The sequence below is a fragment of the Streptomyces sp. NPDC086147 genome (assembly GCF_040702165.1).
In the GTDB taxonomy this organism is placed as follows: domain Bacteria; phylum Actinomycetota; class Actinomycetes; order Streptomycetales; family Streptomycetaceae; genus Streptomyces.
Window position 1 is genome coordinate 57,785 of the sequence record NZ_JBFBJO010000006.1, and the last position, 25,462, is coordinate 83,246.

The 25,462-nt window shown below is 73.9% G+C and carries 22 protein-coding genes; 11 read left to right on the top strand and 11 right to left on the bottom strand.

The annotated features are described in order from the left end of the window. Nucleotides 1–157: 157 nt before the first annotated feature. From AB0398_RS15620 to AB0398_RS15635, 4 genes are all read right to left on the bottom strand, one after another. Nucleotides 158–859 carry a response regulator transcription factor gene (locus AB0398_RS15620; protein ID WP_366375352.1) on the bottom strand — a complete coding sequence of 234 codons (702 nt, stop codon included), beginning with the start codon at nucleotides 857–859 and terminating at the stop codon, nucleotides 158–160. Further along, nucleotides 856–2,112 (bottom strand): histidine kinase, encoded by a 1,257-nt coding sequence (locus tag AB0398_RS15625; protein WP_366375354.1) that lies wholly within the window; start codon nucleotides 2,110–2,112, stop codon nucleotides 856–858. The genes AB0398_RS15620 and AB0398_RS15625 overlap by 4 nt, the downstream gene beginning before the upstream one ends. Nucleotides 2,113–2,258: 146 nt before the next feature. Next, nucleotides 2,259–2,537 carry a hypothetical protein gene (locus tag AB0398_RS15630; protein WP_366375355.1) on the bottom strand — a complete coding sequence of 93 codons (279 nt, stop codon included), beginning with the start codon at nucleotides 2,535–2,537 and terminating at the stop codon, nucleotides 2,259–2,261. 38 nt (nucleotides 2,538–2,575) lie between these two features. Then, the gene (locus AB0398_RS15635; RefSeq protein WP_366375861.1) at nucleotides 2,576–3,352 is read right to left on the bottom strand and encodes a PspA/IM30 family protein; all 777 of its coding nucleotides are present in this window, start codon (nucleotides 3,350–3,352) and stop codon (nucleotides 2,576–2,578) included. Between the two features lie 293 nt (nucleotides 3,353–3,645). Between AB0398_RS15635 and AB0398_RS15640 the strand changes: the two genes are divergently transcribed. The 3 genes from AB0398_RS15640 (at nucleotide 3,646) to AB0398_RS15650 (ending at nucleotide 6,389) form a co-directional block, all read left to right on the top strand. Continuing rightward, nucleotides 3,646–4,251 (top strand): DUF3043 domain-containing protein, encoded by a 606-nt coding sequence (locus AB0398_RS15640; RefSeq protein WP_366375357.1) that lies wholly within the window; start codon nucleotides 3,646–3,648, stop codon nucleotides 4,249–4,251. Between the two features lie 65 nt (nucleotides 4,252–4,316). Continuing rightward, nucleotides 4,317–5,093 (top strand): methyltransferase domain-containing protein, encoded by a 777-nt coding sequence (locus tag AB0398_RS15645; protein WP_366375863.1) that lies wholly within the window; start codon nucleotides 4,317–4,319, stop codon nucleotides 5,091–5,093. A gap of 222 nt (nucleotides 5,094–5,315) precedes the next feature. Then, nucleotides 5,316–6,389, top strand: coding sequence for a trypsin-like peptidase domain-containing protein (locus tag AB0398_RS15650; RefSeq protein ID WP_366375359.1), 1,074 nt, complete (start codon nucleotides 5,316–5,318; stop codon nucleotides 6,387–6,389). A 159-nt stretch (nucleotides 6,390–6,548) separates the two neighbouring features. On the opposite strand, the gene AB0398_RS15655 is transcribed toward AB0398_RS15650, so the two are convergent. Further along, a complete protein-coding gene (locus tag AB0398_RS15655; protein ID WP_030205728.1) occupies nucleotides 6,549–6,755 on the bottom strand; it encodes a hypothetical protein in 207 nt (68 codons plus the stop codon). A gap of 91 nt (nucleotides 6,756–6,846) precedes the next feature. Here AB0398_RS15655 and AB0398_RS15660 point away from each other — a divergent pair, with 91 nt between their 5' ends. The 4 genes from AB0398_RS15660 to AB0398_RS15675 all read left to right on the top strand — a co-directional run bounded on the left by AB0398_RS15660 (nucleotide 6,847) and on the right by AB0398_RS15675 (nucleotide 11,818). Beyond that, on the top strand, nucleotides 6,847–8,049 hold the full coding sequence (locus AB0398_RS15660; protein WP_366375361.1) for a bifunctional adenosylcobinamide kinase/adenosylcobinamide-phosphate guanylyltransferase: 1,203 nt from the start codon (nucleotides 6,847–6,849) through the stop codon (nucleotides 8,047–8,049). 46 nt (nucleotides 8,050–8,095) lie between these two features. After that, nucleotides 8,096–9,184, top strand: coding sequence for a nicotinate-nucleotide--dimethylbenzimidazole phosphoribosyltransferase (gene cobT / locus AB0398_RS15665; protein WP_366375363.1), 1,089 nt, complete (start codon nucleotides 8,096–8,098; stop codon nucleotides 9,182–9,184). 109 nt (nucleotides 9,185–9,293) lie between these two features. Continuing rightward, complete coding sequence (locus AB0398_RS15670; protein WP_366375365.1) at nucleotides 9,294–11,066, top strand: phosphatidylglycerol lysyltransferase domain-containing protein; 1,773 nt, start codon at nucleotides 9,294–9,296, stop codon at nucleotides 11,064–11,066. Beyond that, complete coding sequence (locus AB0398_RS15675; protein ID WP_366375366.1) at nucleotides 11,063–11,818, top strand: hypothetical protein; 756 nt, start codon at nucleotides 11,063–11,065, stop codon at nucleotides 11,816–11,818. The genes AB0398_RS15670 and AB0398_RS15675 overlap by 4 nt, the downstream gene beginning before the upstream one ends. Here AB0398_RS15675 and AB0398_RS15680 read toward each other — a convergent pair. Then, complete coding sequence (locus tag AB0398_RS15680) at nucleotides 11,758–12,522, bottom strand: hypothetical protein (RefSeq protein WP_366375368.1); 765 nt, start codon at nucleotides 12,520–12,522, stop codon at nucleotides 11,758–11,760. The genes AB0398_RS15675 and AB0398_RS15680 overlap by 61 nt on opposite strands. Before the next feature lie 25 nt (nucleotides 12,523–12,547). Between AB0398_RS15680 and AB0398_RS15685 the strand changes: the two genes are divergently transcribed. Beyond that, complete coding sequence (locus AB0398_RS15685) at nucleotides 12,548–13,354, top strand: adenosylcobinamide-GDP ribazoletransferase (RefSeq protein ID WP_366375370.1); 807 nt, start codon at nucleotides 12,548–12,550, stop codon at nucleotides 13,352–13,354. 6 nt (nucleotides 13,355–13,360) lie between these two features. Here the strand turns inward: AB0398_RS15685 and AB0398_RS15690 are convergent, their stop codons facing one another. The 5 genes from AB0398_RS15690 to AB0398_RS15710 are packed head-to-tail and all read right to left on the bottom strand — an operon-like array spanning nucleotide 13,361 to nucleotide 19,891. Further along, nucleotides 13,361–14,155: an endo alpha-1,4 polygalactosaminidase gene (locus AB0398_RS15690; protein ID WP_366375372.1), complete on the bottom strand. Its 795-nt coding sequence runs from the start codon at nucleotides 14,153–14,155 to the stop codon at nucleotides 13,361–13,363. After that, complete coding sequence (locus AB0398_RS15695; protein WP_366375373.1) at nucleotides 14,152–14,772, bottom strand: spherulation-specific family 4 protein; 621 nt, start codon at nucleotides 14,770–14,772, stop codon at nucleotides 14,152–14,154. The genes AB0398_RS15690 and AB0398_RS15695 overlap by 4 nt, the downstream gene beginning before the upstream one ends. An 8-nt stretch (nucleotides 14,773–14,780) precedes the next feature. Beyond that, the gene (locus tag AB0398_RS15700) at nucleotides 14,781–16,223 is read right to left on the bottom strand and encodes a hypothetical protein (protein ID WP_366375375.1); all 1,443 of its coding nucleotides are present in this window, start codon (nucleotides 16,221–16,223) and stop codon (nucleotides 14,781–14,783) included. Then, the gene (pelF, locus tag AB0398_RS15705; RefSeq protein WP_366375377.1) at nucleotides 16,220–17,767 is read right to left on the bottom strand and encodes a GT4 family glycosyltransferase PelF; all 1,548 of its coding nucleotides are present in this window, start codon (nucleotides 17,765–17,767) and stop codon (nucleotides 16,220–16,222) included. Before pelF ends, AB0398_RS15700 begins: the two co-directional genes overlap by 4 nt. A gap of 27 nt (nucleotides 17,768–17,794) precedes the next feature. Beyond that, on the bottom strand, nucleotides 17,795–19,891 hold the full coding sequence (locus tag AB0398_RS15710) for a hypothetical protein (protein ID WP_366375379.1): 2,097 nt from the start codon (nucleotides 19,889–19,891) through the stop codon (nucleotides 17,795–17,797). A gap of 337 nt (nucleotides 19,892–20,228) precedes the next feature. Here AB0398_RS15710 and AB0398_RS15715 point away from each other — a divergent pair, with 337 nt between their 5' ends. The 3 genes from AB0398_RS15715 (at nucleotide 20,229) to sucB (ending at nucleotide 25,372) form a co-directional block, all read left to right on the top strand. After that, nucleotides 20,229–21,737 carry a leucyl aminopeptidase gene (locus tag AB0398_RS15715; RefSeq protein ID WP_366375381.1) on the top strand — a complete coding sequence of 503 codons (1,509 nt, stop codon included), beginning with the start codon at nucleotides 20,229–20,231 and terminating at the stop codon, nucleotides 21,735–21,737. 348 nt (nucleotides 21,738–22,085) lie between these two features. After that, on the top strand, nucleotides 22,086–23,474 hold the full coding sequence (gene lpdA / locus AB0398_RS15720) for a dihydrolipoyl dehydrogenase (RefSeq protein ID WP_366375383.1): 1,389 nt from the start codon (nucleotides 22,086–22,088) through the stop codon (nucleotides 23,472–23,474). A gap of 62 nt (nucleotides 23,475–23,536) precedes the next feature. Continuing rightward, nucleotides 23,537–25,372, top strand: coding sequence for a 2-oxoglutarate dehydrogenase, E2 component, dihydrolipoamide succinyltransferase (gene sucB / locus AB0398_RS15725; RefSeq protein ID WP_366375385.1), 1,836 nt, complete (start codon nucleotides 23,537–23,539; stop codon nucleotides 25,370–25,372). Nucleotides 25,373–25,462 lie beyond the last annotated feature (90 nt).

A 25,462-nucleotide genomic window follows, 5' to 3' on the forward strand; every position in this document is an offset into this window, starting at 1 on the left:
ACGCGTCGGCGGTCGGGAACGGCCGGAAACCCGGCCTTCGACCGGCCCGCGACGCCCCCGCCCCTACGATCGGCCATCCGCCGCCGGAAGTCCTCGGCCCCCGGGCGCACTTCTTTACGCCACGCATACCGCGTCTGGAGTACGCCCGCGCCCCGGGTCACTCCACCCTCGGGCGTACCAGTCCCGACTCGTAGGCCGTCACCACCAGCTGGGCCCGGTCGCGGGCGCCGAGCTTGGCCATGGTCCGGTTGACGTGGGTCTTCACGGTGAGCGGGCTGACGTCGAGCCGCCGGGCGATCTCGTCGTTGGACAGGCCGCCCGCGACCAGGACGAGGACCTCGCGCTCGCGGGCGGTGAGCGCGGCGAGGCGTTCGGAGCGGGCCGTCCGGGCGTCCTCGCCGGTGGCGTCCGCGCCGGCGTCCCGGGGGCCCTGGGCGAGGAAGCTGGCGATCAGGCCCTTGGTGGCGGCCGGGGAGAGCAGTGCCTCGCCGGCGTGGGCGACCCGGATCGCGCCGAGCAGCTCCTCCGGTTCGGCGCCCTTGCCGAGGAAGCCGGAGGCACCGGCGCGCAGCGACTGCACGACGTACTCGTCGACCTCGAAGGTGGTCAGCATGACGATCCGTACGCCGGAGAGGCCGGGGTCGGCGGTGATCGCGCGGGTGGCGGCGAGGCCGTCCGTGCCCGGCATGCGGATGTCCATCAGGACGACGTCGGGCCGCTCGGCGCGGGCCAGCTCGACGGCCCGGGCGCCGTCGGGCGCCTCGCCGACGACCTCCATGTCGGGCTCGGAGTCGACCAGGATCCGGAAGGCGCTGCGCAGCAGGGCCTGGTCGTCGGCGAGCAGCACCCGGATCGTCATGTGTCCTCCCCCTCGCCCTCTCCCGTGCGGGGGGCCACGGGCAGTATCGCCTGTACACGAAATCCGCCGCCGTAGCGGGGTGCGGCGGTCAGGGTGCCGCCGAGCGCGCCGACCCGCTCGCGCATGCCGAGCAGCCCGTGGCCGCCGGCCGGGGCCGGGGCGGGGACGGCGGCGGGCGGGCCGTCGTCGAGGACGGTGATCTCGACCGTACGGCCCACCCGCACGACGCTGACCTCGGCCGCGGCGTCCGGTCCGGCGTGCTTGCGCACGTTGGTCAGGGCCTCCTGCACGATCCTGTACGCGGCCAGGTCGACGGCGGCGGGCAGCGGCTTCTCGCCGTCGGCGCGGGCCAGGGCGACCGGGAGGCCGGCCTTGCGGAAGCTGTCGAGCAGCCCGTCGAGAACGGCGAGGCCGGGGGCGGGCTCGGTGGGGGCCTCCGGGTCGCCGGACTGGCGCAGCAGGCCGACGGTGGCGCGCAGCTCGTCCAGGGCGGAGCGGCTGGCCTCGCGGACGTGCGCGAGGGCCTCCTTGGCCTGGTCGGGGCGCTTCTCCATGAGGTGGGCGGCGACTCCGGCCTGGACGTTCACCAGGGCGATGTGGTGGGCGACGACGTCGTGGAGGTCGCGGGCGATCCGCAGCCGCTCCTCCGCGACCCGGCGCCCGGCCTCCTCCTCGCGGGTGCGCTCGGCCCGCTCGGCGCGCTCCCGGATCGCGTCCACGAAGGCCCGCCGGCTGCGGACGGCGTCCCCGGCGGCGGCCGCCATGCCGGTCCAGGCGAAGATGCCGAGGTTCTCCTGCGCGTACCAGGGCGTCGGGCCGAAGACCATGGCCGCGGCGGTGAGGACCGTCATGGTGGCGAGGCCGACCCGCCAGGTGGTGGGCCGGTCGGTGCGGGCGGCGACGGTGCAGAGCGCGACGACGGCGCTCATGGCGATGGGCGCGGGCCTGCTGTCGTCGACCAGCTCGACGAGGGTGAACGCCACGGTGAGCCCGAGCACGACGAAGGGGTTGCGGCGGCGCCACACCAGGGCGACGGCCCCGGCGACCATGAGCAGCACGCTGTACGCGTCGGGCGCGCGGTCGCCGAAGGTGGGCCCGTCGGGGCTGCCGTGCGGGTCGGTGAACGACCCGGCGACCATGCAGACGAGCACGCCGAACGCGAGGGCCGCGTCGAGGGCGAGCGGATGCGCCCGCGCCCAGTCGACGAGCCGCCGGGCGGAGAGCGCGCCGGCGGCGGATCCGGTGGGAGTCACGGGAGGCAACGGTACGGGGCGGGGGCGGCCGGACGGCGACGTGTGGGCGTCCCGGGGCCCGGAGCGCGTGTGCGGGCCCGGCGGCGCGAAGGTCCCGGTGCCCCCGAGGGGGTCGGGACCTTCGTGGCGGGTGTGCGGTGGCGGGGTCAGCCCGGGATGAGGCCGTCGTCGGAGAGCATCTTCCTGACCTCGTCCAGGCTCGCGTCCGGGGCCGGGAGGATCAGCTCCGACGGCTCCAGGACGTCGTCCGGGAGCGGCTCGCCGAGGTGGCGGACGGCGTCGAGGAGGGCGCCGAGCGTCCGGCGGAAGCCGTCCGCGTCACCGGTCTCCATCTCCGCGAGCAGTTCGTCGTCGAGCCGGTTCAGCTCGGCGAAGTGACCGTCGGCCAGCTTCCGCTGGCCCTCCCCCATGATCCGTACGATCATGACGCGTCCTGTTCTTCCGGTTCTCCGGAGGGGCGGGGCTACTTCTCGAAGCGCGGGTGGGACTGCTGCTGGTTCTGCTGCTGCGGCGCCGCCGTGCCGTTGCCGCCCTCGATCGCCTGCTGCGCCGACGGGCCGCCGGCCAGCTCGGCCTTCATCCGCTGGAGCTCCAGCTCGACGTCCGTGCCGCCGGAGAGCCGGTCCAGCTCCGCCTGGATGTCGTCCTTCGCGAGGCCGGACTGGTCGTCCAGAGCGCCCGAGGCGAGCAGTTCGTCGATCGCGCCGGCGCGCGCCTGGAGCTGGGCGGTCTTGTCCTCGGCCCGCTGGATCGCCAGGCCGACGTCGCTCATCTCCTCCGAGATGCCGGAGAAGGACTCCGCGATCCGGGTCTGAGCCTGGGCCGCCGTGTAGGTCGCCTTGATCGTCTCCTTCTTGGTGCGGAAGGCGTCGACCTTGGCCTGGAGACGCTGGGCGGCGAGGGTGAGCTTCTCCTCCTCGCCCTGGAGCGTCTGGTGCTGCACCTCCAGGTCGCTGACCTGCTGCTGGAGCGCGGCCCGCCGGGACAGCGCCTCGCGGGCCAGGTCCTCGCGGCCGAGCGCCAGCGCCTTGCGGCCCTGGTCCTCCAGTTTGGAGGACTGGCCCTGCAGCTGGTTCAGCTGGAGTTCGAGCCGCTTGCGGGAGGTGGCGACGTCGGCGACGCCCCGTCGCACCTTCTGCAGCAGCTCCAGCTGCTTCTGGTAGGAGTAGTCGAGCGTCTCGCGCGGATCCTCGGCCCGGTCAAGGGCCTTGTTCGCCTTCGCGCGGAAGATCATCCCCATACGCTTCATGACACCGCTCATGGGCTTCGCGCGCCCCCTTCTGACGGACTCGGCTCCAGCTCTTCGACAAGGTCCACAGTACGGGCCCCGACTCCATTACCGCACTGTTCGGAGCGGGATGCGCTCCTCCCCAAGGACGACTGCGTGCGGCGTCCCCTCCCGCGCAGGGAGTAGACGGAGTAGGGGTGAACCCGTGGCCTTCCCCCGTACGTACCGCCCAAGACGCAGTCCGTTAGCGGATCGTTCCCGCCCGGCATGGGGTTCATGCGCCCCACCCCGTACCCTTGGGTTTTGTGTTCCGTAGCCGTTCGAAGGACGAGAAGGCCCCCACCGACAAGGTGACGGCGGACCTCTCCACCAAGCAGCCCCGCGACCCCGAGGCCCCCAAGGGCCGCCCGACGCCGAAGCGGAGCGAGGCGCAGACCCAGCGCCGTCGCGCCTCGACGGTGCCGCTCGACCGCAAGGAGGCCGCCAAGCGCCAGCGCGAGGCACGCCGCTCGGACCTGGCCCGTCAGCGCGAGGCCCTGGCCAGCGGCGACGAGCGTTACCTGCCCGTCCGCGACAAGGGCCAGGTGCGCCGCTTCGTCCGCGACTTCGTGGACTCCCGGTTCGCGATCGCCGAGTTCTTCCTGCCGATGGCCGTGGTGATCCTCGTGCTGTCGCTGTTCGGCAACGCCAACCGGTCGTTGCAGAACATCTCGCTGCTCCTGTGGCTCGGCGTGATCGTCCTGATCGTCATCGACTCGATCGGCCTCTGGATCCGGCTCCGGAAGCAGCTCCACGCCCGCTTCCCGAACGAGCCGAAGCGAGGAGCCGTCGCCTACGGTCTGATGCGTACGCTCCAGATGCGCCGACTGCGACTGCCGAAGCCGCAGGTCAAGCGCGGAGAGCGGCCCTGAGCGCCGACCGCTCGGAGTGGGGCGGGCCCGTGTTCGACGGGTCCGCTTCGGAGGCGGCCGGCCCCGTGCTGCCCGTCGTCACGCACTGGCCCGCCGGTTCCGGCGGGCTGCGCGACACCATCCGCCACGAGATCGTCGCCCGCCAGCTCGACGAGCAGATAACCGGCCGGTACCCCGTGGGGCAGCGGCTGCGGATCCTCGACGCGGGCATGGGGCAGGGCACGCAGGCCCTGCGCCTGGCCAGGGCCGGTCACACCGTGACCGGCCTCGAAGACGACCCCGACCTCCTGAAGGCGGCCCGCGAGTCGCTGGCGACGGAGCCGGCCGGGATCCGCGAGCGGGTCCGGCTGGTCGAGGGCGACGGGCGCGAGACCGGGGTGCACTTCCTGCCCGGCAGCTTCGACGTGGTCCTCTGCCACGGCGTGCTCATGTACGCGGACGAGCCGGACGCGCTGCTCGCGGGCCTGGCCCGGATGCTGGCCCCGGGCGGCCTGCTCTCCCTGGTGGTGCGGAACGCCGACGCCCTGGCCATGCGGCCGGGGCTCGCCGGGGACTGGGCGGGGGCGCTCGCGGGCTTCGACTCGGACGTCTACAGCGACGACGGCGGGGTGAAGGTGCGGGCCGACCGGCTCGACGCGCTCACGTCGACGCTCGCGGGGATCGCGGCGCCGCTGCACGCCTGGTACGGGGTGCGGGTCTTCACGGACGGCGTCCCGGCCGAGGTGGGCCTGCCGGCCGCCGACGAGCTGGACCGGCTGTTCGCCGCCGAGGAGCGGGCGGGACGCACGGACCCGTACCGGCGGATAGCGGCGCTGCTGCACCTGTGCGGAGTGCGCGGGTAGCGGCTGTATCTGTACGGGGTGCCCGGACAGCGGCTGTACCTGTACTGAGTACGCGGATAGCGGCCGTATCTGTACGGGGTGCCCGGACAGCGGCCGTACCTGTGCGGAGTGCGCGGGTGGCGGGGCCGTGAGCGGCGGGGTCCGGCGCGGTGGGGCCGCGGTGGCCCCCTGATCGGATGCGCTCGCCGGGCCCGGGGCGGGGACCGAACGGATACTCCGGACATGGACGTATCCCGTGCCCACGCCCGTACCCGCCGTCTTCTCCTCCCCCTGGCCGCCGGGGCCTGTGCCGCCGCGCTCGTCGGGGGCTGCTCCTCCGCCGGGGACACGGCCGGGCCCGAGCGGTCGACCCAGGCGGCGGCGCCTCGCTCGGCCAACGAGCTGGAAGAGGACTACCGGGCCGTCATCAAGGACGTCCTGCCGTCGGTCGTGCAGATCGACGCGGCGAACAGCCTCGGCTCGGGCGTCGTCTACGACGACAAGGGCCATGTGGTCACCAACGCGCACGTGGTCGGCCAGGAGAAGACGTTCAAGGTCACGGCGGCGACCGGGGGGCAGCCGGTGACGGCGCGGCTCGTCGCCTCGTACCCCGAGCAGGACCTCGCCGTGATCCGGCTGGAGAACGTGCCGCAGGGGCTGAAGGCGGCGAGGTTCGGGGACTCGTCGACCGTCGACATGGGGCAGATCGTGCTCGCGATGGGCTCCCCGCTCGGTCTCTCCGGCAGCGTGACCCAGGGCATCGTCTCGGCGACCGGCCGGACGGTCAGCGAGGGGCGGGCCGGCGGCGGCACGGGCGCGACCATCGGGAACATGGTGCAGACGTCGGCCGCGATCAACCCGGGGAACAGCGGGGGCGCGCTGGTGAACCTCGACAGCGAGGTCGTCGGCATCCCGACGCTCGCGGCGTCCGACCCGGAGCTGGGCGGCGGCTCGGCGCCCGGCATCGGCTTCGCCATCCCGGCGTCGATGGTGCGGACGGTCGCGGACCAGATCGTCAAGGACGGCAAGGTGACGGATTCGGGCCGGGCGGCCCTGAACATCACCGGGCGCACGGTCCTGAACGACGACTACGAGCCGGCGGGCGTCGCGGTGGTCGAGGCGCCCGCGAACGGCGCTGCGGGCAGGGCGGGTCTGAAGCCGGGCGACGTGATCACCCGGATCGGCGACACCGACATCACCACGATCACCTCGCTGTCGGAGGCACTGGCCTCGCGCAAGCCGGGCGAGAAGGTGCAGGTGACGTACGTGCGGGGCACGGAGACGGCGAAGACGGAGGTCATGCTGGGCGAGATGTAGCCGGCGGGGAGGGGGCGAGGGCCCGTCGACTCCCGGGACCGGAGGGGGTACGGGACCCCGGCCCCGACCCCCAGCCTCGGGCCCCCGCCCGGACCCGGCCCCGGCCCCGAAAGGGTGCGGGACCCCATCGGTCCCGCACCCCCACGGCCGCCGGGCGCCCTAGCCCTCCGCGTTCAGGGGCATCGGGCCGTAGATCTTCGTGCCGTCCTCCGAGAGGGTGACCTGGTCGGCGCCGCCGCCCAGGAGGTCACGCCAGTGTTCTCCGATCCAGCTCTCCGCGTCGCCCTGGGTGGTGAACTCCTCGGGGGTCACCACCGGCTCGACCTCGGTGCCGTCGGACTTCTCGAACCGCCACGTCCATGCCATGTCCGCCTCCTGGCGCTCACCGGATGATCGGTTTCCTGCCCGCAGCGTAGCCGGGCGCGCACGCCTCGCGGCCACGCGGGAGGATCTGAGGGTGGAACTGACTCTGCTCGGCACCGGCGCCCCGCTCGGCCTCCCCCGTCCCGACTGCCCCTGCGCCGTGTGCGCGCTCTCCCGGGGGCCACGCGCGCGTACCGCGACCGCGCTGCTCGTGGACGGGGCCCTGCTGCTCGATCTGACCCCGGGGGCCGCCCTCGCGGCGGCCCGGTCGGGGCACTCGCTCGTGGGCGTGCGGCAGGTGCTGCTCACGCATCCGCACGACGGACCGGCCGTGGAGCTGCCGGCCGGACTGCCGACCGCCGGGCGGGTGCCGGACGGACGCGAGTTGACGCTCATCAGCGGGCACCGGGTGCGGGCGGTGGCGATGGACTCCCCCGGCACCGGCTACGAGGTGACCTCGGCGGACGGCGAGCGGCTGCTCTACCTGCCGCCGGGCGGCGCCCCGGCGGGCCTCGGCGAGGAGCGCCTCGCGCCGTACGACGTGGTGGTGGCCGATGTGACGGGCCGTCCGGACGCCCTGGCCCGGCTGCGGGCGACCGGGGCCGTCGGACCGGCCACGGACGTGATCGCGGCGCACCTGGACCACGACGCGCCGGCGGGCGCCGAGCTGGACCGGCGGCTCGCGGCGGCCGGGGCGCGGGCGGTGCCGGACGGGACGACGCTGTACGCGGGCGAGTACCACGAGGCGGCGGACGCGCCCCGGCGGACCCTGGTGACCGGCGGGGCCAGGTCGGGGAAGTCGGTGGAGGCCGAACGGCGTCTGGAGACCTTCCCCGAGGTGCTGTACGTGGCGACCGGCGGGACCCGGGAGGGCGACCCGGAGTGGGCGCAGCGGGTCGGGCTGCACCGGGAGCGGCGGCCGGCCTCGTGGCGTACCTCCGAGACCTGCGACCTCGTACCGCTGCTCGCGGAGGACGGGCCCGCGCTCCTGGTCGACTGCCTGTCGCTGTGGTTGACGCACGCCATGGACGAGGTGGGCGCCTGGGACGACGAGGTCTGGGCGGACGGCGGGGAGAAGGCGCTGCGGGAGCGGACGGCGGAGCTGGTGGCGGCGGTGCGGGCGACGCGCCGCACGGTGGTGGCGGTGACGAACGAGGTCGGCTCGGGCGTGGTGCCCGCGACGGCGGCGGGGCGCCGGTTCCGGGACGAGCTGGGCCGGCTGAACGCGGCCTTCGCGGAGGAGTGCGAGCAGGTGGTGCTCGTGGTCGCGGGGCAGGCGCTGGTGCTGCGCGGGTAGGGTGCGATCACCGATGGCCCTGGCTGATGTGTCTCAAGGCGGAACCGTGAACCTGGACGACTTCTCCGATCTGATCGAGCGCCCCGACGGGGGGATACGGCGTGACGCCGAGGAGCGCCGGGAGCGGCTCGCGGTGCCGCCGGGGGCGCTCGGGCGGCTGGACGAACTGGGCGAGTGGCTGTCCGCCGCGCAGGCCTCGGTGAAGGTGCGGGCGATCGCGCAGCCGAAGGTCGTCCTGTTCGCGGGCGACCACGGGGTGGCCTCGCTCGACGTGTCGGGGCGTCCGGCCGGCACCGCGCACGAGCTGGTGCGGGCGGTCCTGGACGGGGCGAGCCCGGTGGCCGTGCTCGCCCGCGCGGCGAACGTGCCGGTACGGATCGTGGACGCCGGTCTGGACTGCGACCCGGAGCTGCTGCCCGCCGAGGTCGTGCGGCACCGGATCCGGCGCGGCAGCGGCCGGATCGACGTGGAGAACGCGCTGACGTCCGAGGAGACGACGGCCGCGCTCCGGCTCGGCGTGGCGATCGCGGACGAGGAGGCGGACTCGGGCACCGACCTGGTGGTGCTCGGGGACCTGAGCGTCGGCGGCACGACCCCGGCGTCCACCCTGATCGCGGCCCTGTGCGGGACGGACGCCTCGGTGGTGACCGGCCGGGGCGGCGCCGGGATCGACGACCTGGCGTGGATGCGCAAGTGCGCGGCGATCCGGGACTCGCTGCGGCGGGCCCGGCCGGTCCTCGGCGACCAGGCGGCGCTGCTCACGGCGATCGGCGGCGCGGACCTGGCGGCGATGACCGGCTTCCTGCTCCAGGCGTCGGTGCGGCGGATGCCGGTGATCCTGGACGGCGTGGTCGGGGCGGCCTGCGCGCTCGTGGCGCAGCGGGCGGCGTTCCGGGCGCCGGACTGGTGGCTGGCGGGCCAGGTGAGCGGCGAGCCGGCGCAGTCGAAGGCGCTGGACCGGATGGCGCTCAACCCGCTGCTCGACCACGGCGTCCATGTGGGTGAGGGAACCGGGGCACTGCTCGCGCTCCCCCTGGTCCAGGCCGCGGCGGCGCTCGCCGCGGAGCTGCCCGAGCGTCCGGACCCGACCACTCCGGACGACGGCGGCGACACCCCGGGTGTCCCCGTGGCCTGACGGGGAGCGCGACGGACTCACATCGTCTCCGGGGCGGCCGCACGCGACGCGCGTGCGGCCGCCTCCGGCGTCGCCGCACGACCGACGGTGCCCCATATGATCGCTTTTCATGGGAGAGGTCCGTTTGTCCGCCGAAGGCACGCCCCGGGGCACCACCGCCCGTTCACGGCGCGGCGCCGCGTTCGCCGTCTGGTACCTGCGCGTCGTCACGTTCATCAACTTCCTGAGCGCCGTCTGGGTCTCGTTCGGCCAGGACCTGCGCCGGCACAACGAGGACGACTACTTCACGCCGTACCTGCTCACGGCCGGTTTCGCCTCGGGGCTCTTCACGCTCTTCCTGGCGATCACCATGCGCCGCCGCAAACGGGCCGCGTGGATCCTCAACCTGGTGCTCGGCGGCCTCTTCCTGCTGCTCTTCGCCCTGGTGATGCTCTTCCCCGAGGTCCGGGGACACGCCCAGAACTGGGTCTCGCTGGTCCTGACCGCCGCCTTCGTCCTCGCGCTGCTGCTCGGCCGCAAGGAGTTCTACGCGAAGGGCGACCGCTCCAACCCGCTGCTCGCCGCGGTCGTGGCGGTCGGCGGACTGCTCGTCACCTCGCTGCTCGCCGCCCTCCTGGTGACCGTCACCAACACCGCCCCCTCGTCGTCGGCGCACTCCACCTTCCCGGACCGCTGGCGCTACGGCCTGATGCGGCTCGTCACGCTCGCCTCCGACGACTCGCGGTTCCCCGGGATCGCGCCCCCCGGCTGGGTCGACGTCACCATCAACGTCCTGTCCACGCTGCTGCTGTGCGCGGTGCTCTTCGCCGCCTTCCGCTCCCGCCGGGCCGTCGACCCGCTGACCCGGAAGGACGAGGAGCGGCTGCGGGCCCTGCTCGACCGGCACGGGGACCGCGACTCGCTGGGCTACTTCGCGCTGCGCCGCGAGAAGAGCGTGGTGTGGTCGCCGAGCGAGAAGGCGGCCGTCGTCTACCGGGTGGTCGGCGGGGTCTCGCTGGCCTCCGGCGATCCGATCGGGGACCCCGAGGCCTGGCCGGGCGCCATCGAGCCCTGGCTGGCCGAGGCGCGCGAGCACGGCTGGATCCCGGCGGTGATGGGCGCGGGCGAGGAGGCCGGGACGATCTACGCCCGGCACGGCCTGGACGCCCTGGAGCTGGGCGACGAGGCCATCGTGGAGACCGACGAGTTCACGCTCGACGGACGGGCCATGCGGACGGTCCGGCAGGCCTTCAACCGGGTCAAGCGGGCCGGGTACGAGGTCCGGATCCGGCGCCACGAGGACATCCCCGCCGAGGAGATGGCCGCGCTGGTGCGCAAGGCGGACGACTGGCGGGACGGGGCGACCGAGCGCGGCTTCTCGATGGCGCTCGGCCGGCTCGGCGACCCGGGGGACGGGCGCTGCGTGATGCTGGAGTGCACCGACGCCGAGGGCGAGCTGCGAGCCCTGCTGTCGTTCGTGCCGTGGGGGCCGAAGGGGCTCTCGCTCGACCTGATGCGCCGCGACCGGGAGTCCGAGAACGGCCTGATGGAGTTCATGGTCATCGAACTCCTCCAGCGCGCCGAGGAGATCGGGATCACTCAGGTCTCGCTGAACTTCGCGATGTTCCGCTCCGTCTTCGAACGCGGCTCGAAGCTCGGGGCGGGGCCGGTGCTGCGGATGTGGCGTTCGCTGCTCAGCTTCTTCTCCCGGTGGTGGCAGATCGAGTCGCTGTACCGCGCCAACGCCAAGTACCGACCGATCTGGGAGCCCCGATTCATGCTCTTCGAGAAGAGCGCCGACCTGTTGCGCATCGGCCTGGCCGCCGGACGGGCCGAAGGGTTCCTGGAGGCCCCGGGGCTGCCGAAGTGGCTGCACCGCAGACACCTGGAGGGCGGGCGTTGAGCGGGACCTCCCGGGGCGGGACCTCCCGGGGAGGGGCATCGCGGGCCGGTGGCGTCCGGGGGTTCGCCCGCCGCGAGTGGGGCCCGCTGTTCACCGCCGTGCGGACGGCGCTCGTCACGAAGCGGTGGCGGGCGATACCCATGACGCTGGCGGCGGTCTGCCTCACGTCCCTGTTCCAGGTGGTGCAGAACCAGGACTGGGGCTACGGACCGGTCCACGACATCGGTTTCGTACGGGCCGAGGACCCGCTCTGGCTCGCGCTGCTCCGCACCCCCCTCTCGCTCTTCGTGCCCGCGCTCGACCTGCCCGTCTGGGGCGCCCTCGCACAGGTGCTGCTGGTGTTCGGGATCGCCGAGATCTGTCTCGGGCGCCGGCGGACGCTCGCCGTCGCCTATCTGTCGACGCTGGCCGGCACCCTCTACGCGCGCGTGGGCATCGCGATCGGCCCGGACAGCCCGTTCGGCCTGCCGGCCTCCGACGCCCTGGTGGTCGACACCGGCCCGTCGGCGGCCGTCGTGGGCCTCGCCGTCTACGTCTGTTGGCGCCACCGCGCCCGCTGGACCGGCGGTCTCGTCGTCCTCGCGATGGTCGTGGAGGTGGTCGTGAAGCCGAACCTGGCGGGCAAGGAGCACCTGGCGGCCATCGCCGCCGCCCTCGTCCTGATCGCGGTCGTCTCCCGGCGCGAACGGCGTCAGGGCGGGGTCGAGCCGGGTCCCGAGACCCGCTCCTGGAAGCCGCCGATCAGGTCCTGAAAGCGGCGGCGCACCTTGGTCCAGCGCCGGTCGTGGCGGTACGTGCGGATCCGGGAACGGGCCCTGGCCCGGTGGCGGCGGCGGTAGAAGCGCTTGGACCACCAGGAGCCGGGGCGGGCCAGCCGGACGGCGCCGACGAGCGCCACGAAGGGGACGAAGACCCCCATCACGGCTATCCGGAACTTCCCCTTCACCAGACTGACCAGGATGAAGAGGAAGTTGAGCACGATCGTGGCGATGAAGGCGGCCCGGTCCTGGCGCTCCTCCTCGGTCACGTCGTTGACGCCGAGCGGCGAGAAGCCGCTCAGGGTGAGCATGACCAGGGCCGCGGTGAGCACGACCACCTCAACGCTCTTGCGGCCGTCCTCGCTCCAGTACACGTCGTCGAGGTGGAGGATCAGCGCGAACTCGTCCAGAACGAGTCCCGCGCCGATCCCGAAGACGACGGCGAAGACGGCGGCGCCGACGCCGTGCCGTCCGCTGCCCACCGCGCCGAAGCCGCCGATGACGGAGAGGACGACGCCGGGCACGACATGATGGATGTGGAGCCCGCCCGAGGAGACGTTCCCGAAGGGGCCCTTTCCCGCCCGGATGAGACGGGTGATGGTCCGTGTGACCAGGAACGTCACGACAAATGAGGTCAGGGCGAGGAGCAGCGGGAGCTTCCCCGGTTCGAGGATGTTCCGCGAGAACCAGTGACCCATGCCACCCCCTTCCGAAATGTACGGTATGCGCAATCTACCGTCCGGAACCGGCGATTACCCTGCCCGGATGGACGGCCTGCGTTTCGCCTTCGGCACCCTCACGGTGCTTCCCGCCCGCATCACCCGCTGGGACCGGGACGCGGCGCGCGCCGGCATGCTCTGCGCCCCGCTCGCCGGGGTGACCGTCGGCCTGGCCTCGGCCGCGCTCGGCGGAGCGTTCCTGCTGCTCGGCTCGGGCCCGCTGCTCGCGGCCGTCGTCACCGCCGCCGTGCCCGCCGTCCTCACCCGGGGCCTCCACCTCGACGGCCTCGCCGACACCGCCGACGGCCTCGGCAGCGCCAAGCCGGCCGAGGACGCGCTGCGCATCATGAAGCAGTCGGACATCGGCCCGTTCGGCGTGATCGCCGTGGTCCTCGTCCTGTTCGCCCAGGTCGCCGCGCTCTCCCACCTGTACGAGGAGGGCTGGGCGCACGGCGTCACCGCCGCCGTCCTCGCCTCCACCGTCGCCCGCCTCGCCCTCACCCACGCCTCCCGCCACGGCGTCCCGGCGGCCCGGCCCGAGGGGCTCGGCGCGATCGTCGCCGCGACGGTCCCGGTGCGCTCCGCGACCCTGGTGACCGGCGCCTTCCTGGTCCTGGCCGCCGGGGCGGGCCTGCTGCTCTCCCCGTACGACGCGGTCCGCAACGTCCTGGCGGCCGGCGCCGCCCTGGGCGCGGCGGCGCTGCTGCTCCGCCGGTGCGTGCGCCGGTTCGGCGGGGTCACGGGCGACGTGTTCGGCGCGGTGGAGGAGACGGCGGCGACGGCGGCCCTGATGGCGCTGACGCTGGGCTGACCGGCCTCAGCAGGGCCTGCGCCAGACCCCGAGCTCGTACTTCTTGAGCATGGAGTCGAGGCCGAGGCGCCGGGACTGCGGGCAGAACCGCGCGGTCGTCAGCTCGTACTCGACGTGGAAGACGGCCTTGCCCGCCTTCACGAACGGGGTGAGCCGGTCGCACTCCTCGTACTGGGCGCACTGCTCGTTGACCGCGAAGTCGAAGTCCGGGAGGAGTTCCGGGATCTGGTCGAGGTCGTTCTTGAGGCCGACCGCGAGTCCGCGCTCGTGGGCCAGACGGGCGATCAGGCGGTTGTAGCGGAGCTGGTCGGCGGCGGTGAGCGGGAAGCCGGTGCGGTTCTTGTAGCCGTCCATGTTGTCGGGCTCGACGGCGTCGAAGCCCTTGTCGCGGCACATGTCGAGGCGTTCGGCCATCAGGGGGCCGAGGACGTCGGTGCGGCGGATGTCGAGCCAGCGCTCGCCCTTCCAGCCGTTGCCCCCGCCGAGCACGGCCTTCGGGAAGCGGCCGGCGTCCGGACGGAAGTCCTCCCAGGCACCGGTGGAGAGGTAGCAGATCACCTTGCGGCCCCGGGCGTGCAGGTCCTTCACGGCGGACGCCGGGTGGTCGAAGCCGTCGATGTCGTACACGGGGACGTCGACCGTCGGGTCGAGCCGGCCGCTGAGCTGCCACTGCCAGGCGAGGCCGGGCTTCGGCCGCCAGCGCTCCTCCGCCCGCTTGGCGTCGGGGGCGGGGTCGGGGGCCGCCGTGCAGGCGGTGGCGAGGAGCAGCAGCCCCGCGAGCAGGGCGAGCGGGCGTCTCATCGGGCGGGCTCCGGGAGGTGCGGGAGGGTCCCCCAGGGGTGCGCGCCCGCGCCGGGTACCGCGCAGTGCACCGGGGTGGCGGGGCGGAACCCGGCGGGGGCGGCGTAGACCAGGTGGCAGTAGTGGGCGGCGACCGGCAGGTCGAGGGTGCGGTAGGTGTCCCAGGGGCCCTCGAAGGTGACGAGCAGGTCGGCCTGGGCCTCGTAGCCGGGGTCCGGGTGGGCCCCGTGGTTGAAGACCAGGGTCGCGGCCCCGGCGGCCCGGGCGGCGACCGCGATCCGGCGGTAGTGGGCGAGGGCCCCGGGCACGGTCGCCACCTGGTCCAGGAAGGCGCCGTCGGCGCCGTACCAGTCGCGGTGGCGCAGCAGTTCGGCGACGACCTCGGCCTGCGGGCGGCGCCCGTAGGCCGTGTCCGCGTAGCCGAGGACCCGGACACCGGCCTCCCGCAGCCGCCCGGCGGCCCCGGCGAACGCCGGGTCGGGCGCCGGGCCCGCGCCGCTCGCCGGGTTGAGGACGACGCCGTACAGGGAGGGTGCCGCGCCGACGAGCGCCGCCCAGGCCTCGGGGCGTTCGGCCGGGTGCTCGTAGAACGGCACCAGGAGGGACGGGGTCGTCATCGCGTTCCCTAGCGGTGGGCGGTCGGTCGTACCAGCAGAACACAGGTGAGGACGGCGAGCACGGCCGCCGCTCCCCCGGTCGCCGCCGGGCCCGCCGCGGGCAGCGCGGTCTGCGCGGCCGCCGCCAGCAGGCAGACGGTGGCGGCGCCGAGCACCGCGCCGAAGGCCTGGAGCAGCAGCCCGAGCCAGAGCGCGGTCCCGACGAGGAGCAGGGCGAGCAGGTGCGGGAGGGCCGGCCGGGGCGCCCCCGGCCAGAGCAGGGTCACGGCGAGGGCGAGGGCGGTGAGGACGGTGAGGTAGCTCCCGAGGCAGAGGACGAGGGTGCCGGTGGCCGCCCGCCGGAACTCGCGGGCGGTGGTGAGGATCCGCAGCCGGGTCAGGCTCTCGCCCCGGAAGCGGTGCAGCAGCCATTCGGCGGGTCCCATGGAGAGGGTGAGCGCGACGACGGCCCCCGCGCCGCCCACCGGGGTGGAGCCGACGCCCGCGTGCAGGACGAGCAGGCCGCTGCCGAGGCCGAAGAGCCCGTACGGGAGCGAGGCCGCGCGCGGGGGCCCGCCGCGTCCCGCCGCCGCCCGCCGCAGGCCCGGCCGGAGCGCGAGCGCGGCGAGGGCGGTCGTGGCGGCGAGGGAGGCGAGGAGGAGTCCGGCCCGCAGGGGGTCGGGCAGGTCCCAGCGGAAGGCGGGGACGGCCCCGGCGAGCGGCACCAGGGCGCCGAGCAGGGCCCGTTCGCGGCCGAGGACCAGGAGGGCGGTCGCGGCGGCGAGGTAGAGCGCCTGTCCGGCGGCGAAGACGGCGGCCGGGGTCTCGCCGGGCGCGGCGACGGCGAGGGCGACGCCCGTCCCGGCGAGGGCGCCCGGGGGCGCGCCGATGAGCAGGGCGCGGGCGGCGGCGGGCCGGTCGCCGAGTCCGAGCCAGGTGTACGCGCGGTGGGACAGGGCCTGGTTCCAGACCCAGCCGGTGACGGCCCCGGCGAGCAGCGGAACCGTTCCGCCGGGGAGCCCGAACCGGCCGTGCTCCCCCGCGAGCAGCGGGGCGGCCAGGACGTACGCGAGGCCGGGCAGCGCGAAGACGAGCCCGCGCAGGAGGCAGTCCGCGAGCCCCCCGAGCCGGGGCCCGGCGGGCGGCGCCTGCGGTGCGGGGTGGCGCCGCTCCACGCGCGCGTAGAGGTCCTCGGCGAGGGCGAAGGAGTCGGCGCGGCCGTAGGTGAGCCGGATGTGGTCGTCGGTCATGCCGTCGGACTCCAGGAGCGCGGCCACCTCGTCGGGGTGCACGGCGGCGGCGACGAACCCGTCGAGCCGCTCGGCGAGTTCGTCGAGGGGGTCGGGGGCGAGGCCCGGGTCCGGGGCCCTCCCCGCCTCCCGGGTCCTCGGCGTCTCCTCCCGGCGGGGTCTCGGGATCGCCGGGAGGGTGCCCCCCTCCCTCGGGGGCTTCAGCCAGAGGGAGCCGCTCATGCCGGGGTGCCTCCCGCCACGAGGGCCGCCGGGGTGCGGCGGACGGCGGGGACCCGGACCGTCCGGAGCTCCGGGGCGGGCCGGTCGGGGCGGGGGGACGGGCCCGCGCCCGCCAGTTCGCGGTAGATGCGGCGGAAGCCGTCCACCGAGCGGTTCAGGGTGAAGCGGTCGACGACCCGCTGCCGGGCCAGGCGGCCCAGTTCGGCGCGGCGGGCGCCGTCGGCCAGGAGCGCCGAGAGGGCGGCGGCCATGACGGCGGGTTCGCGGGGCGGGACGACGATCCCGGTGTCGCCGACGGCCTCCCGCACCCCTCCGACGTCCGTGGAGACGGTCGCGCGGCCGCAGGACATGGCCTCGATGAGGGAGAAGGGGAAGCCCTCGCTGATGGAGGAGAGCACGACCACGCTGCCGGCCGCGTAGGCCGAGGGCACGTCGGAGACGCGGCCCTCGAAGGCGACGCCGTCGGTGACGCCCAGTTCGGCGGCGAGCTTCTCCAGGCGGGTCCGGTAGTCCTCGTTCCCGGCGGGCACCGGGCCGAACAACCGCAGCCGCAGCGCGGGGAGTTCGGCGCGGCAGATCGCGTACGCCCGGATCAGGGTCTCCAGGTCCTTGATGGGGTCGACGCGCCCGCACCAGCTGAGGGTGGGGATCTCGGGCTCGGGGCCGGCCTCGGGGAAGAGGGCCGGGTCGACGCCGTTGTAGACGGTGCGGATGCGGTCGGCGGGGGCGCCGCCGCGCTCCTCCCAGCGCCGGTTGTACTGGTTGCAGGGGGTGATGAGGTCGGCCTTGCGGTAGCCGAGGGAGTTGAGCTCGCGGTAGAAGGCGAGCATCAGGGCCTTGACGGGCCAGGGCTGCGTCTCGGTGCGGTAGCCGAGGTACCGCTCGCGCAGGTAGATGCCGTGTTCGGTCAGCAGGAAGGGGACCCCTTCGAAGTGCTGCGCGGCGAGGGCCGGCAGGGTGGCGAGGCCGCTGGAGACGGCGTGCGCCACACCGCCGGGGGATATCCGGGCGGCGAGCGGGCGCAGGGCGTGTTCGAGCAGGTCGGTGGCGGTGAGGGCGTCGTGGACGGTGGGCCGGGCCGCGCGCGTCGGCAGGTGCGGCATGGCCCACGTCCACATCAGGGAGCGCAGGGCGGCCTCGGAGCGGAGGGCGGCGGTGAGCCGTCCCCGCCGGGCGAGGGCCGCCAACTCGTACAGGCTCGTGCCGAAGTCGTAGCCGGTCCCCGGGTCGAGCAGGGAGAGCAGGAGGCGTTCGTAGGTGTCGAGGAAGCGGCGGCGGTCCCGCCCCCGCGGGGCCCGGCGCGCGCGGACGGGCGCGGCCGGGCCCCGGGAGGGGCCCCAGAGGGGGAACGCGGTGTGCCGGACGACGTTGGACGGCAGGTCCCAGGTGACGGGCTCCCGTCCGCTGCCGGTGAGGGCCAGGATGTCGAAGTCCACCTCGGGCATGCCCCGGACGAGCTGGTCGCACCAGGTGCTGACCCCGCCGTGGACGTGCGGATAGGTGCCTTCGGTGAGCATGGTGACGTGGCGGCCACTGCTCGGCATGTTCGGTTCCCCCCGGAACGTGCTGGGTCAGGTGGTCGGGATCGTGAGGGTGACGGCGCTCTGGAGCAGTTCGGGCGAGGTCCAGGCGGAGCGGGTGCCGGCGTAGGCCGTGCCGAAGGCGCTGGTGCCGAGGAGCAGCTTCTTGCGGGTGCCCTCGGGGGCGGTCACGGGCGCGGTGACGCCGGAGGGCGCCTTGACGGTGACGGTGGTGCCGATCCGGTAGGCGGTGACCTTCCCGGCGGCGAGGGCCTGGTCCCAGGCGGCGCGGCGGGTCAGTTCGGTGCCGACGTCCCGCTGGGCCGGGTTGACCAGGGGCGCGGAGGGCGCGAACAGGCCCTGGTAGTCGGCCAGTACGCGGTCGAGGACGGGGTAGAGGAGTCGCTCCTCGGCCAGGTTGGACTGGTGCACGTAGTGCGGGCGCGGGTCGTTGCCGAGGACGTGGGAGAGCGCGATGCGCGCCTCCTGCGGGACGATGTGGTCGGCGTAGCCGGTGGCGACGGGCAGCGGGGCGGGCAGGCAGGTGGAGGCCGGGTTGGACTCGCAGATGCCGCTGCCGCCGTCGGCGCGGGAGGTGTAGACCCAGTTGTACTCGTCGGCCATCTCGGCGGCGGTGCCCACGTTGTAGTACACGTTCATGGGGTGGCGGGGCACGGTCCTCGCGGCGCCGGAGGAGGTGCCGACCGTGCGCTGCTGCGGCTCGCGGGAGTTGTCGCTCGCGATCCACTTCACGCCGTTGTCGGCGAGCGCGCCGGCGAGGTGGGGGTTGTCGACGGGCTGCTGGGGCAGGGTCCTCAGGCCGGAGTGCTCGCCGGTGACGAGTTCGGAGCGGTCGACGGAGATGCCCTTGCGGACGGCCCAGTCGTGGTTGTCGCGGATCTGCGCGGACAGTTCGGCGCGGCTCACCCAGAGGGTGTTGCCCCTGGCGTCGGCGGCGCACCGCCAGGGCACGACGGTGGTGTCCTGGACGCAGCCGAGGAAGGGGTGGGTGTAGGTGTGGTTGATCCACCGGTACTGGGCGCGGTCGGCGACGAGCCGGTCGGCGAGCGGGTCGGAGCCGCCGTGCTCGGTCTTCCACTGCTCGCCCTGGCCGCCGTTGTAGACCATGTCGAGGGTGAAGCCGGAGGCCTTCTGCCAGGCGGCGGCGTACTGGGCGTCCGCGGCGGTCATGCGGATCGGGTCCGCGCCCTCGCCGTCGTCGCCGACGCAGTCGAAGTCGCCCGGGGTGCAGTCGCGCACGGAGTCCCAGCGGGCGTCGGGGGCGAAGACGTCGTCGACGTGGACCGAGAGGTAGTTGCGGCTCTGCCCGAGGTGGATGCCCTGGGTGAGCCATTCGACGATGCCGCGGGCGAGGGCCCGGAACTGCCGCTGGTACTGGTTGTAGGCGAAGGTGACGACGAGTTCGCGGCGCCCGTCGGCGGTGTACTCGCCGACGAGGCTGGCCCGGCCGCCGCCGTCGACGGGGACGTCGAGGTAGCTGGTGTAGCCGGCGCGGGGGCGGCCCGCGTAGCCGTAGCTCTCGGCGACCGTCGGGTCGTTGTCCTCGAAGGTGAGCGAGCCGGCGAGGTAGCGGAAGGGGCCCGCCTTGCCGGCGGCGGTGACGGAGGTGGTGATCCCGTCGAGGACGCCGGACGTGCCGCCCTCACTGGTGTAGTCGAGGCCGACGCCCGGGTGCGACCAGGTGTAGGCGTCGACCTGCGGGATCCCGAAGGTCCGCTCGTACGCCCGGAGCGCGGTCTGCTCGGCGGAGTCGGGGCCGAAGGCGGTCTCGTGGGGCAGGACGACGCCCTGGTACTTGGCGCGGGGCCGCCCGGTCGCGCTGTCGGAGGGTTCGCTGAGGAAGGCCTGGTTCACGACCGGCCGGTTCGGGTCGTTGAGGTCGATCCTGCGGTACGGGACGCCGGAGCCCTTCAGCTCGGCGGTGATCGCCCCGACCGCGCTGCCGCCGTCGTCGACGACGAGGACGGTGAGGTCGACGCGGGGCGCCGGGGCGGTGGCGGCCTGCGCGGAGGGCACGACGGTGGCGACGAGCGCGGCGGCGGCGAGGGCCGCCGTGCGGGCTATGCGGGACGCGCCGCGGGACGGGGCGCGGTCGTCCGGGGCGGTGCGGGACGTGTTTCCGGGCATACGGATTCGGCCGGATTCCATCGGTGGTTTCCCCCCTCTGCAGGACCGTGCCGGGCCGGGACGGGACCGGGCGGGCCTGTGAAGATGTCGCAGATGGCGCGAAGGCGAGGGCGTCGCCCTTGCGTGATTGAGGCGAGTGTGGAGGGAGCTCTTCGACTTTGGCCGGTAAACATGAAAGAGACACCACGGATGAGTGAATCAACGTCGCCGTGAGCGAACCGGGTGAGCGAGCGTAGGCTCGTTCCCGGCGCTCTCCGGGCCGAAATACGATGCGGCGGGCACGGTCGGCCCATCCCTCGACCGCCACAGAACTCAATGGAAGCGAGAATTCACCACCGTGACTGCTCTCACTCTCAGCACTGCCGGCGCGGCGACGCTGCGCGCCGACGCCCTGGTCGTCGGCGTCGCCAAGTCCGGGAAGGAGCTGATCGTCGCCCCGGGCGCCGAGGCCGTCGACAAGGCCTTCGAGGGCCGGCTCGCCGCCGTCCTGGAGACCCTGGGCGCCTCGGGTGCCGAGGGTGAGGCGACGAAGCTGCCCGCCCCCGCCGGCCTCAAGACCCCCGTCGTCCTGGCCGTCGGCCTGGGCGGTGCGCCCGAGGACGGCGAGGCGTTCGGCACGGAGACCCTGCGCCGCGCCGCCGGCACCGCCGCCCGCGCGCTCTTCGGCTCGAAGAAGGCCGCGTTCGCCCTGCCGGTCGCCGACGCCGACGCCGTCTCCGCCGTCGCGGAGGGCGCCCTGCTCGGCGCGTACGCCTTCACCGCGTACCAGGAGGTCGGCAAGGACGCGAAGCGGCCGCTCGCCGAGGTCGCCCTGCTCGGCGCCAAGCCGCGCGACAAGGCCCACAAGGCCGCCGCCGAGCGCGCCCAGGCCGTCGCGGAGGAGATCAACCGCGCCCGCGACCTGATCAACACCCCGCCGAACGACCTGACCCCGGCCGCCTTCGCCGCCGCGGTGCAGACCGCCGGCAAGGAGCACGGCCTCAAGGTCCAGGTCCTCGACGAGAAGGCGCTCGCCAAGGGCGGCTACGGCGGCATCCTCGGCGTCGGCGCCGGATCGGAGAACCCGCCGCGCCTGGTCCGCGTCGCCTACACCCACCCGAAGGCGGAGAAGACCCTCGCCCTGGTCGGCAAGGGCATCACCTACGACTCGGGCGGCATCTCCCTGAAGCCGGCCGGTCACAACGAGACGATGAAGTGCGACATGAGCGGCGCCGCCGCCGTGTTCTCCACCGTCGTCGCCGCGGCCCGCCTCGGCCTGGAGGCCAACGTCACCGGCTGGCTGGCGCTCGCCGAGAACATGCCGTCCGGCTCCGCCACCCGCCCGGGTGACGTGCTGCGCATGTACAGCGGCAAGACCGTCGAGGTCCTGAACACCGACGCCGAGGGCCGCCTGGTCCTGGCCGACGCGCTGACCCGCGCCTCCGAGGAGCACCCGGACGCGATCGTCGACGTGGCGACCCTGACCGGCGCGATGATGATGGCGCTCGGCAGCCGCACCTTCGGCATCATGGCCAACGACGACGAGTTCCGCTCCACGATCCACGAGATCGCGGAGGAGGTCGGCGAGGCGTCCTGGCCGATGCCGCTCCCGGCGGACCTGCGCAAGGGCATGGACTCCCCCACCGCCGACATCGCGAACATGGGCGAGCGGATGGGCGGCGGCCTGGTCGCCGGCCTCTTCCTCCAGGAGTTCGTGGGCGAGGGCATCACCTGGGCCCACCTGGACATCGCGGGCCCGGCCTTCCACGAGGGCGCCCCGTACGGCTACACCCCCAAGGGCGGCACCGGTTCCTCGGTCCGCACCCTGGTGCGCCTGGCCGAGCGGGCCGCCGAGGGCGAGCTCTGAGCACCGTGTGACCCGTGCGACGGGGACGGCCCCGGGCTGCGTGCCCGGGGCCGTCCCCGTTCGCCCCCGTACGACCCCGTTCGCCCCGGTCCGGTCCGTACGATCCCGTTCGCTCCCGACGCGACCGCGACGGAATCCGCGGGCCCGCGCACCGTCCGGGACCCTCCGTACGGACGATCGGCCGTCTCGGAGGGCGGCCCCGCGTCCCGCCATCCGTCAACAAGTGCGAAGATGGGTTCTCGGCAGGACAGGGCCCCCATCACAGGGCCGAAAATATAGCGGCCGAACACCAGCCGCCGCCCGGTCATGGACGACCGGCGACGAGCGCACATGCATGGAGGACGTGACGTGGCGAACGACGCCAGCACCGTTTTCGACCTAGTGATCCTCGGCGGCGGTAGCGGCGGTTACGCCGCGGCGCTGCGCGGAGCGCAGCTGGGCCTGGACGTCGCACTGATCGAGAAGAACAAGCTCGGCGGCACCTGCCTGCACAACGGCTGCATCCCGACGAAGGCCCTGCTCCACGCCGGCGAGGTCGCCGACCAGGCGCGCGAGGCGGAGCAGTTCGGTGTCAAGGCCTCCTTCGAGGGCATCGACATCAAGGGCGTGCACAAGTACAAGGACGACGTGATCGCGGGCCTCTACAAGGGTCTGCAGGGTCTCGTCGCCTCCCGCAAGGTGACCTACATCGAGGGCACGGGTCACCTCTCCTCCCCGACCTCCGTCGACGTGGACGGCCGCCGCGTCCAGGGGCGCCACGTCCTGCTCGCCACGGGTTCCGTGCCGAAGTCGCTGCCCGGTCTGGAGATCGACGGCAACCGGATCATCACCTCGGACCACGCGCTGACCCTGGACCGGGTCCCGGAGTCCGCGATCATCCTGGGCGGCGGCGTCATCGGCGTCGAGTTCGCCTCGGCGTGGAAGTCCTTCGGCACCGACGTCACCGTCATCGAGGGCATGAAGCACCTGGTGCCGGTCGAGGACGAGAACAGCTCGAAGCTTCTTGAGCGCGCGTTCCGCAAGCGCGGCATCAAGTTCAACCTCGGCACCTTCTTCCAGTCCGCCGAGTACACCGACAACGGCGTCAAGGTCACCCTGGCCGACGGCAAGACCTTCGAGGCCGAGGTCCTCCTGGTCGCCATCGGCCGCGGCCCGGTCTCCGCCGGCCTCGGCTACGAGGAGCAGGGCGTCGCGATGGACCGCGGCTACGTCGTGGTCGACGAGTACATGCGCACCAACGTGCCGACGATCTCGGCCGTGGGCGACCTCGTCCCGACCCTCCAGCTCGCGCACGTCGGCTTCGCCGAGGGCATCCTCGTCGCCGAGCGCCTGGCCGGTCTGAAGACCGTCCCGATCGACTACGACGGCGTGCCGCGGGTGACGTACTGCCACCCCGAGGTCGCCTCCGTCGGCATCACCGAGGCGAAGGCCAAGGAGGTCTACGGCGCGGACAAGGTCGTGGCCCTGAAGTACAACCTCGCGGGCAACGGCAAGAGCAAGATCCTGAAGACCGCGGGCGAGATCAAGCTCGTCCAGGTCAAGGACGGTGCCGTGGTCGGCGTCCACATGGTCGGTGACCGCATGGGCGAGCAGGTCGGCGAAGCGCAGCTGATCTACAACTGGGAGGCGCTGCCGGCCGAGGTCGCGCAGCTCATCCACGCCCACCCGACGCAGAACGAGGCGCTCGGCGAGGCCCACCTGGCCCTGGCCGGCAAGCCGCTGCACTCCCACGACTGACGCTCACGTCATCCCAGGGCGCGACGACCACTTTCCGCAATTCGTTAGGAGCAACTGAAACCATGTCGGTTTCCGTAACCCTGCCGGCGCTCGGCGAGAGCGTCACCGAGGGCACCGTCACCCGCTGGCTCAAGGCCGAGGGCGAGCGCGTCGAGGCCGACGAGCCGCTGCTCGAGGTCTCGACCGACAAGGTCGACACCGAGATCCCCGCCCCCGCCTCGGGCATCCTGGCCTCCATCAAGGTCGCCGAGGACGAGACGGTCGAGGTCGGCGCCGAGCTGGCCATCATCGACGACGGCTCCGGCGACTCCGCCGGGGCCGAGGCCCCGGCCGCCGAGTCCGCTCCGGCGCAGGAGGCCCCGGCTCAGGAGGCCCCGGCTCAGGAGGCCCCGCAGGCCGAGCCGTCCACCGAGACCGAGCAGCCCGCCCCGGCCCCGACGGCCGAGGCCACCTCCGGCGGCGGTTCCGCCGAGGGCACCGACGTCGTGCTGCCCGCCCTGGGCGAGTCGGTCACCGAGGGCACCGTCACCCGCTGGCTGAAGTCGGTCGGCGAGACCGTCGAGGCCGACGAGCCGCTGCTCGAGGTCTCCACGGACAAGGTCGACACCGAGATCCCGGCCCCGGCCTCCGGTGTCCTCCTGGAGATCGTCGTCAACGAGGACGAGACCGCCGAGGTCGGCGCCAAGCTGGCCGTCATCGGCGCCGCGGGTTCGGCTCCGGCCGCCGCCCCGGCCCAGGAGGCCCCGGCCCCCGAGGCCGCTCCGGCCCCGAAGCAGGAGGAGGCCCCCGCGGCTCCGGCGGCCCCGGCCGCCCCGGCGCAGGAGGCTCCCGCCCCGGCCGCTCCCGCCGCCCCGGCTCCGGCTCCGGCTCCGGCCGCCCAGGCCCCGGCTCCGGCCGCTCCGGCCCAGGCCGCCCCGTCGATCGCCCCGGCCGTGGTCACCCCCGTCCCGTCCGCCCCGGCCCCGGCCGAGGACGGCGCGTACGTGACCCCGCTGGTCCGCAAGCTCGCCACCGAGAACGGTGTCGACCTGGCGTCCGTCAAGGGCTCCGGCGTCGGCGGCCGCATCCGCAAGCAGGACGTCCTCGCGGCGGCCGAGGCCAAGAAGGCTCCGGCTCCGGCCGCCGCCGCCCCGGCCGCGTCCGCCCCGAAGGCTCCGTCCCTGGAGACCTCCCCGCTGCGCGGCCAGACCGTCAAGATGACCCGCATGCGCAAGGTCATCGGCGACAACATGATGAAGGCGCTGCACGGCCAGGCCCAGCTGACCTCGGTCGTCGAGGTCGACATCACCAAGCTGATGAAGCTGCGCGCCCGCGCCAAGGACGCCTTCGCCGCCCGTGAGGGCGTCAAGCTCTCCCCGATGCCGTTCTTCGTGAAGGCGGCGGCCCAGGCGCTGAAGGCCCACCCGGTCATCAACGCCCGGATCAACGAGGACGAGGGCACGATCACCTACTTCGACACCGAGAACATCGGTATCGCGGTGGACTCCGAGAAGGGTCTGATGACCCCGGTCATCAAGAGCGCGGGCGACCTCAACATCGCCGGCATCTCGAAGAAGACCGCGGAGCTGGCCGGCGCCGTGCGCGGCGGCAAGATCACGCCGGACGACCTGGCCGGCGCGACCTTCACCATCTCCAACACCGGTTCGCGCGGCGCGCTGTTCGACACGATCATCGTGCCCCCGAACCAGGTCGCCATCCTGGGCATCGGCGCCACCGTGCGCCGTCCCGTCGTGATCGACCACCCGGACCTGGGCGAGACGATCGCGATCCGCGACATGACGTACGTCGCGCTGTCCTACGACCACCGTCTGGTGGACGGCGCCGACGCCGCCCGCTACCTGACGGCCGTCAAGGCGATCCTGGAGGCCGGCGAGTTCGAGGGCGACCTCGGCCTGTAGTCGCGTGCGGGCGGGCTCCGGCCCGTCCGCAACGTAACGAGCCTCACCTGCGGCGCCCCCGTCCGGAAGTGTTTCCGGACGGGGGCGCCG

Bases quoted from the DNA above. Each gene is read 5' to 3' on its own strand.
- AB0398_RS15620 (WP_366375352.1), bottom strand. From the start codon at position 859: ATGACGATCCGGGTGCTGCTCGCCGACGACCAGGCCCTGCTGCGCAGC.
- AB0398_RS15630 (WP_366375355.1), bottom strand. From the start codon at position 2,537: ATGATCGTACGGATCATGGGGGAGGGCCAGCGGAAGCTGGCCGACGGT.
- AB0398_RS15635 (WP_366375861.1), bottom strand. From the start codon at position 3,352: ATGGGGATGATCTTCCGCGCGAAGGCGAACAAGGCCCTTGACCGGGCC.
- AB0398_RS15650 (WP_366375359.1), top strand. From the start codon at position 5,316: ATGGACGTATCCCGTGCCCACGCCCGTACCCGCCGTCTTCTCCTCCCC.
- AB0398_RS15655 (WP_030205728.1), bottom strand. From the start codon at position 6,755: ATGGCATGGACGTGGCGGTTCGAGAAGTCCGACGGCACCGAGGTCGAG.
- AB0398_RS15670 (WP_366375365.1), top strand. From the start codon at position 9,294: ATGGGAGAGGTCCGTTTGTCCGCCGAAGGCACGCCCCGGGGCACCACC.
- AB0398_RS15680 (WP_366375368.1), bottom strand. From the start codon at position 12,522: ATGGGTCACTGGTTCTCGCGGAACATCCTCGAACCGGGGAAGCTCCCG.
- AB0398_RS15685 (WP_366375370.1), top strand. From the start codon at position 12,548: ATGCGCAATCTACCGTCCGGAACCGGCGATTACCCTGCCCGGATGGAC.
- AB0398_RS15690 (WP_366375372.1), bottom strand. From the start codon at position 14,155: ATGAGACGCCCGCTCGCCCTGCTCGCGGGGCTGCTGCTCCTCGCCACC.
- AB0398_RS15695 (WP_366375373.1), bottom strand. From the start codon at position 14,772: ATGACGACCCCGTCCCTCCTGGTGCCGTTCTACGAGCACCCGGCCGAA.
- AB0398_RS15700 (WP_366375375.1), bottom strand. From the start codon at position 16,223: ATGAGCGGCTCCCTCTGGCTGAAGCCCCCGAGGGAGGGGGGCACCCTC.
- pelF (WP_366375377.1), bottom strand. From the start codon at position 17,767: ATGCCGAGCAGTGGCCGCCACGTCACCATGCTCACCGAAGGCACCTAT.
- AB0398_RS15710 (WP_366375379.1), bottom strand. From the start codon at position 19,891: ATGCCCGGAAACACGTCCCGCACCGCCCCGGACGACCGCGCCCCGTCC.
- sucB (WP_366375385.1), top strand. From the start codon at position 23,537: ATGTCGGTTTCCGTAACCCTGCCGGCGCTCGGCGAGAGCGTCACCGAG.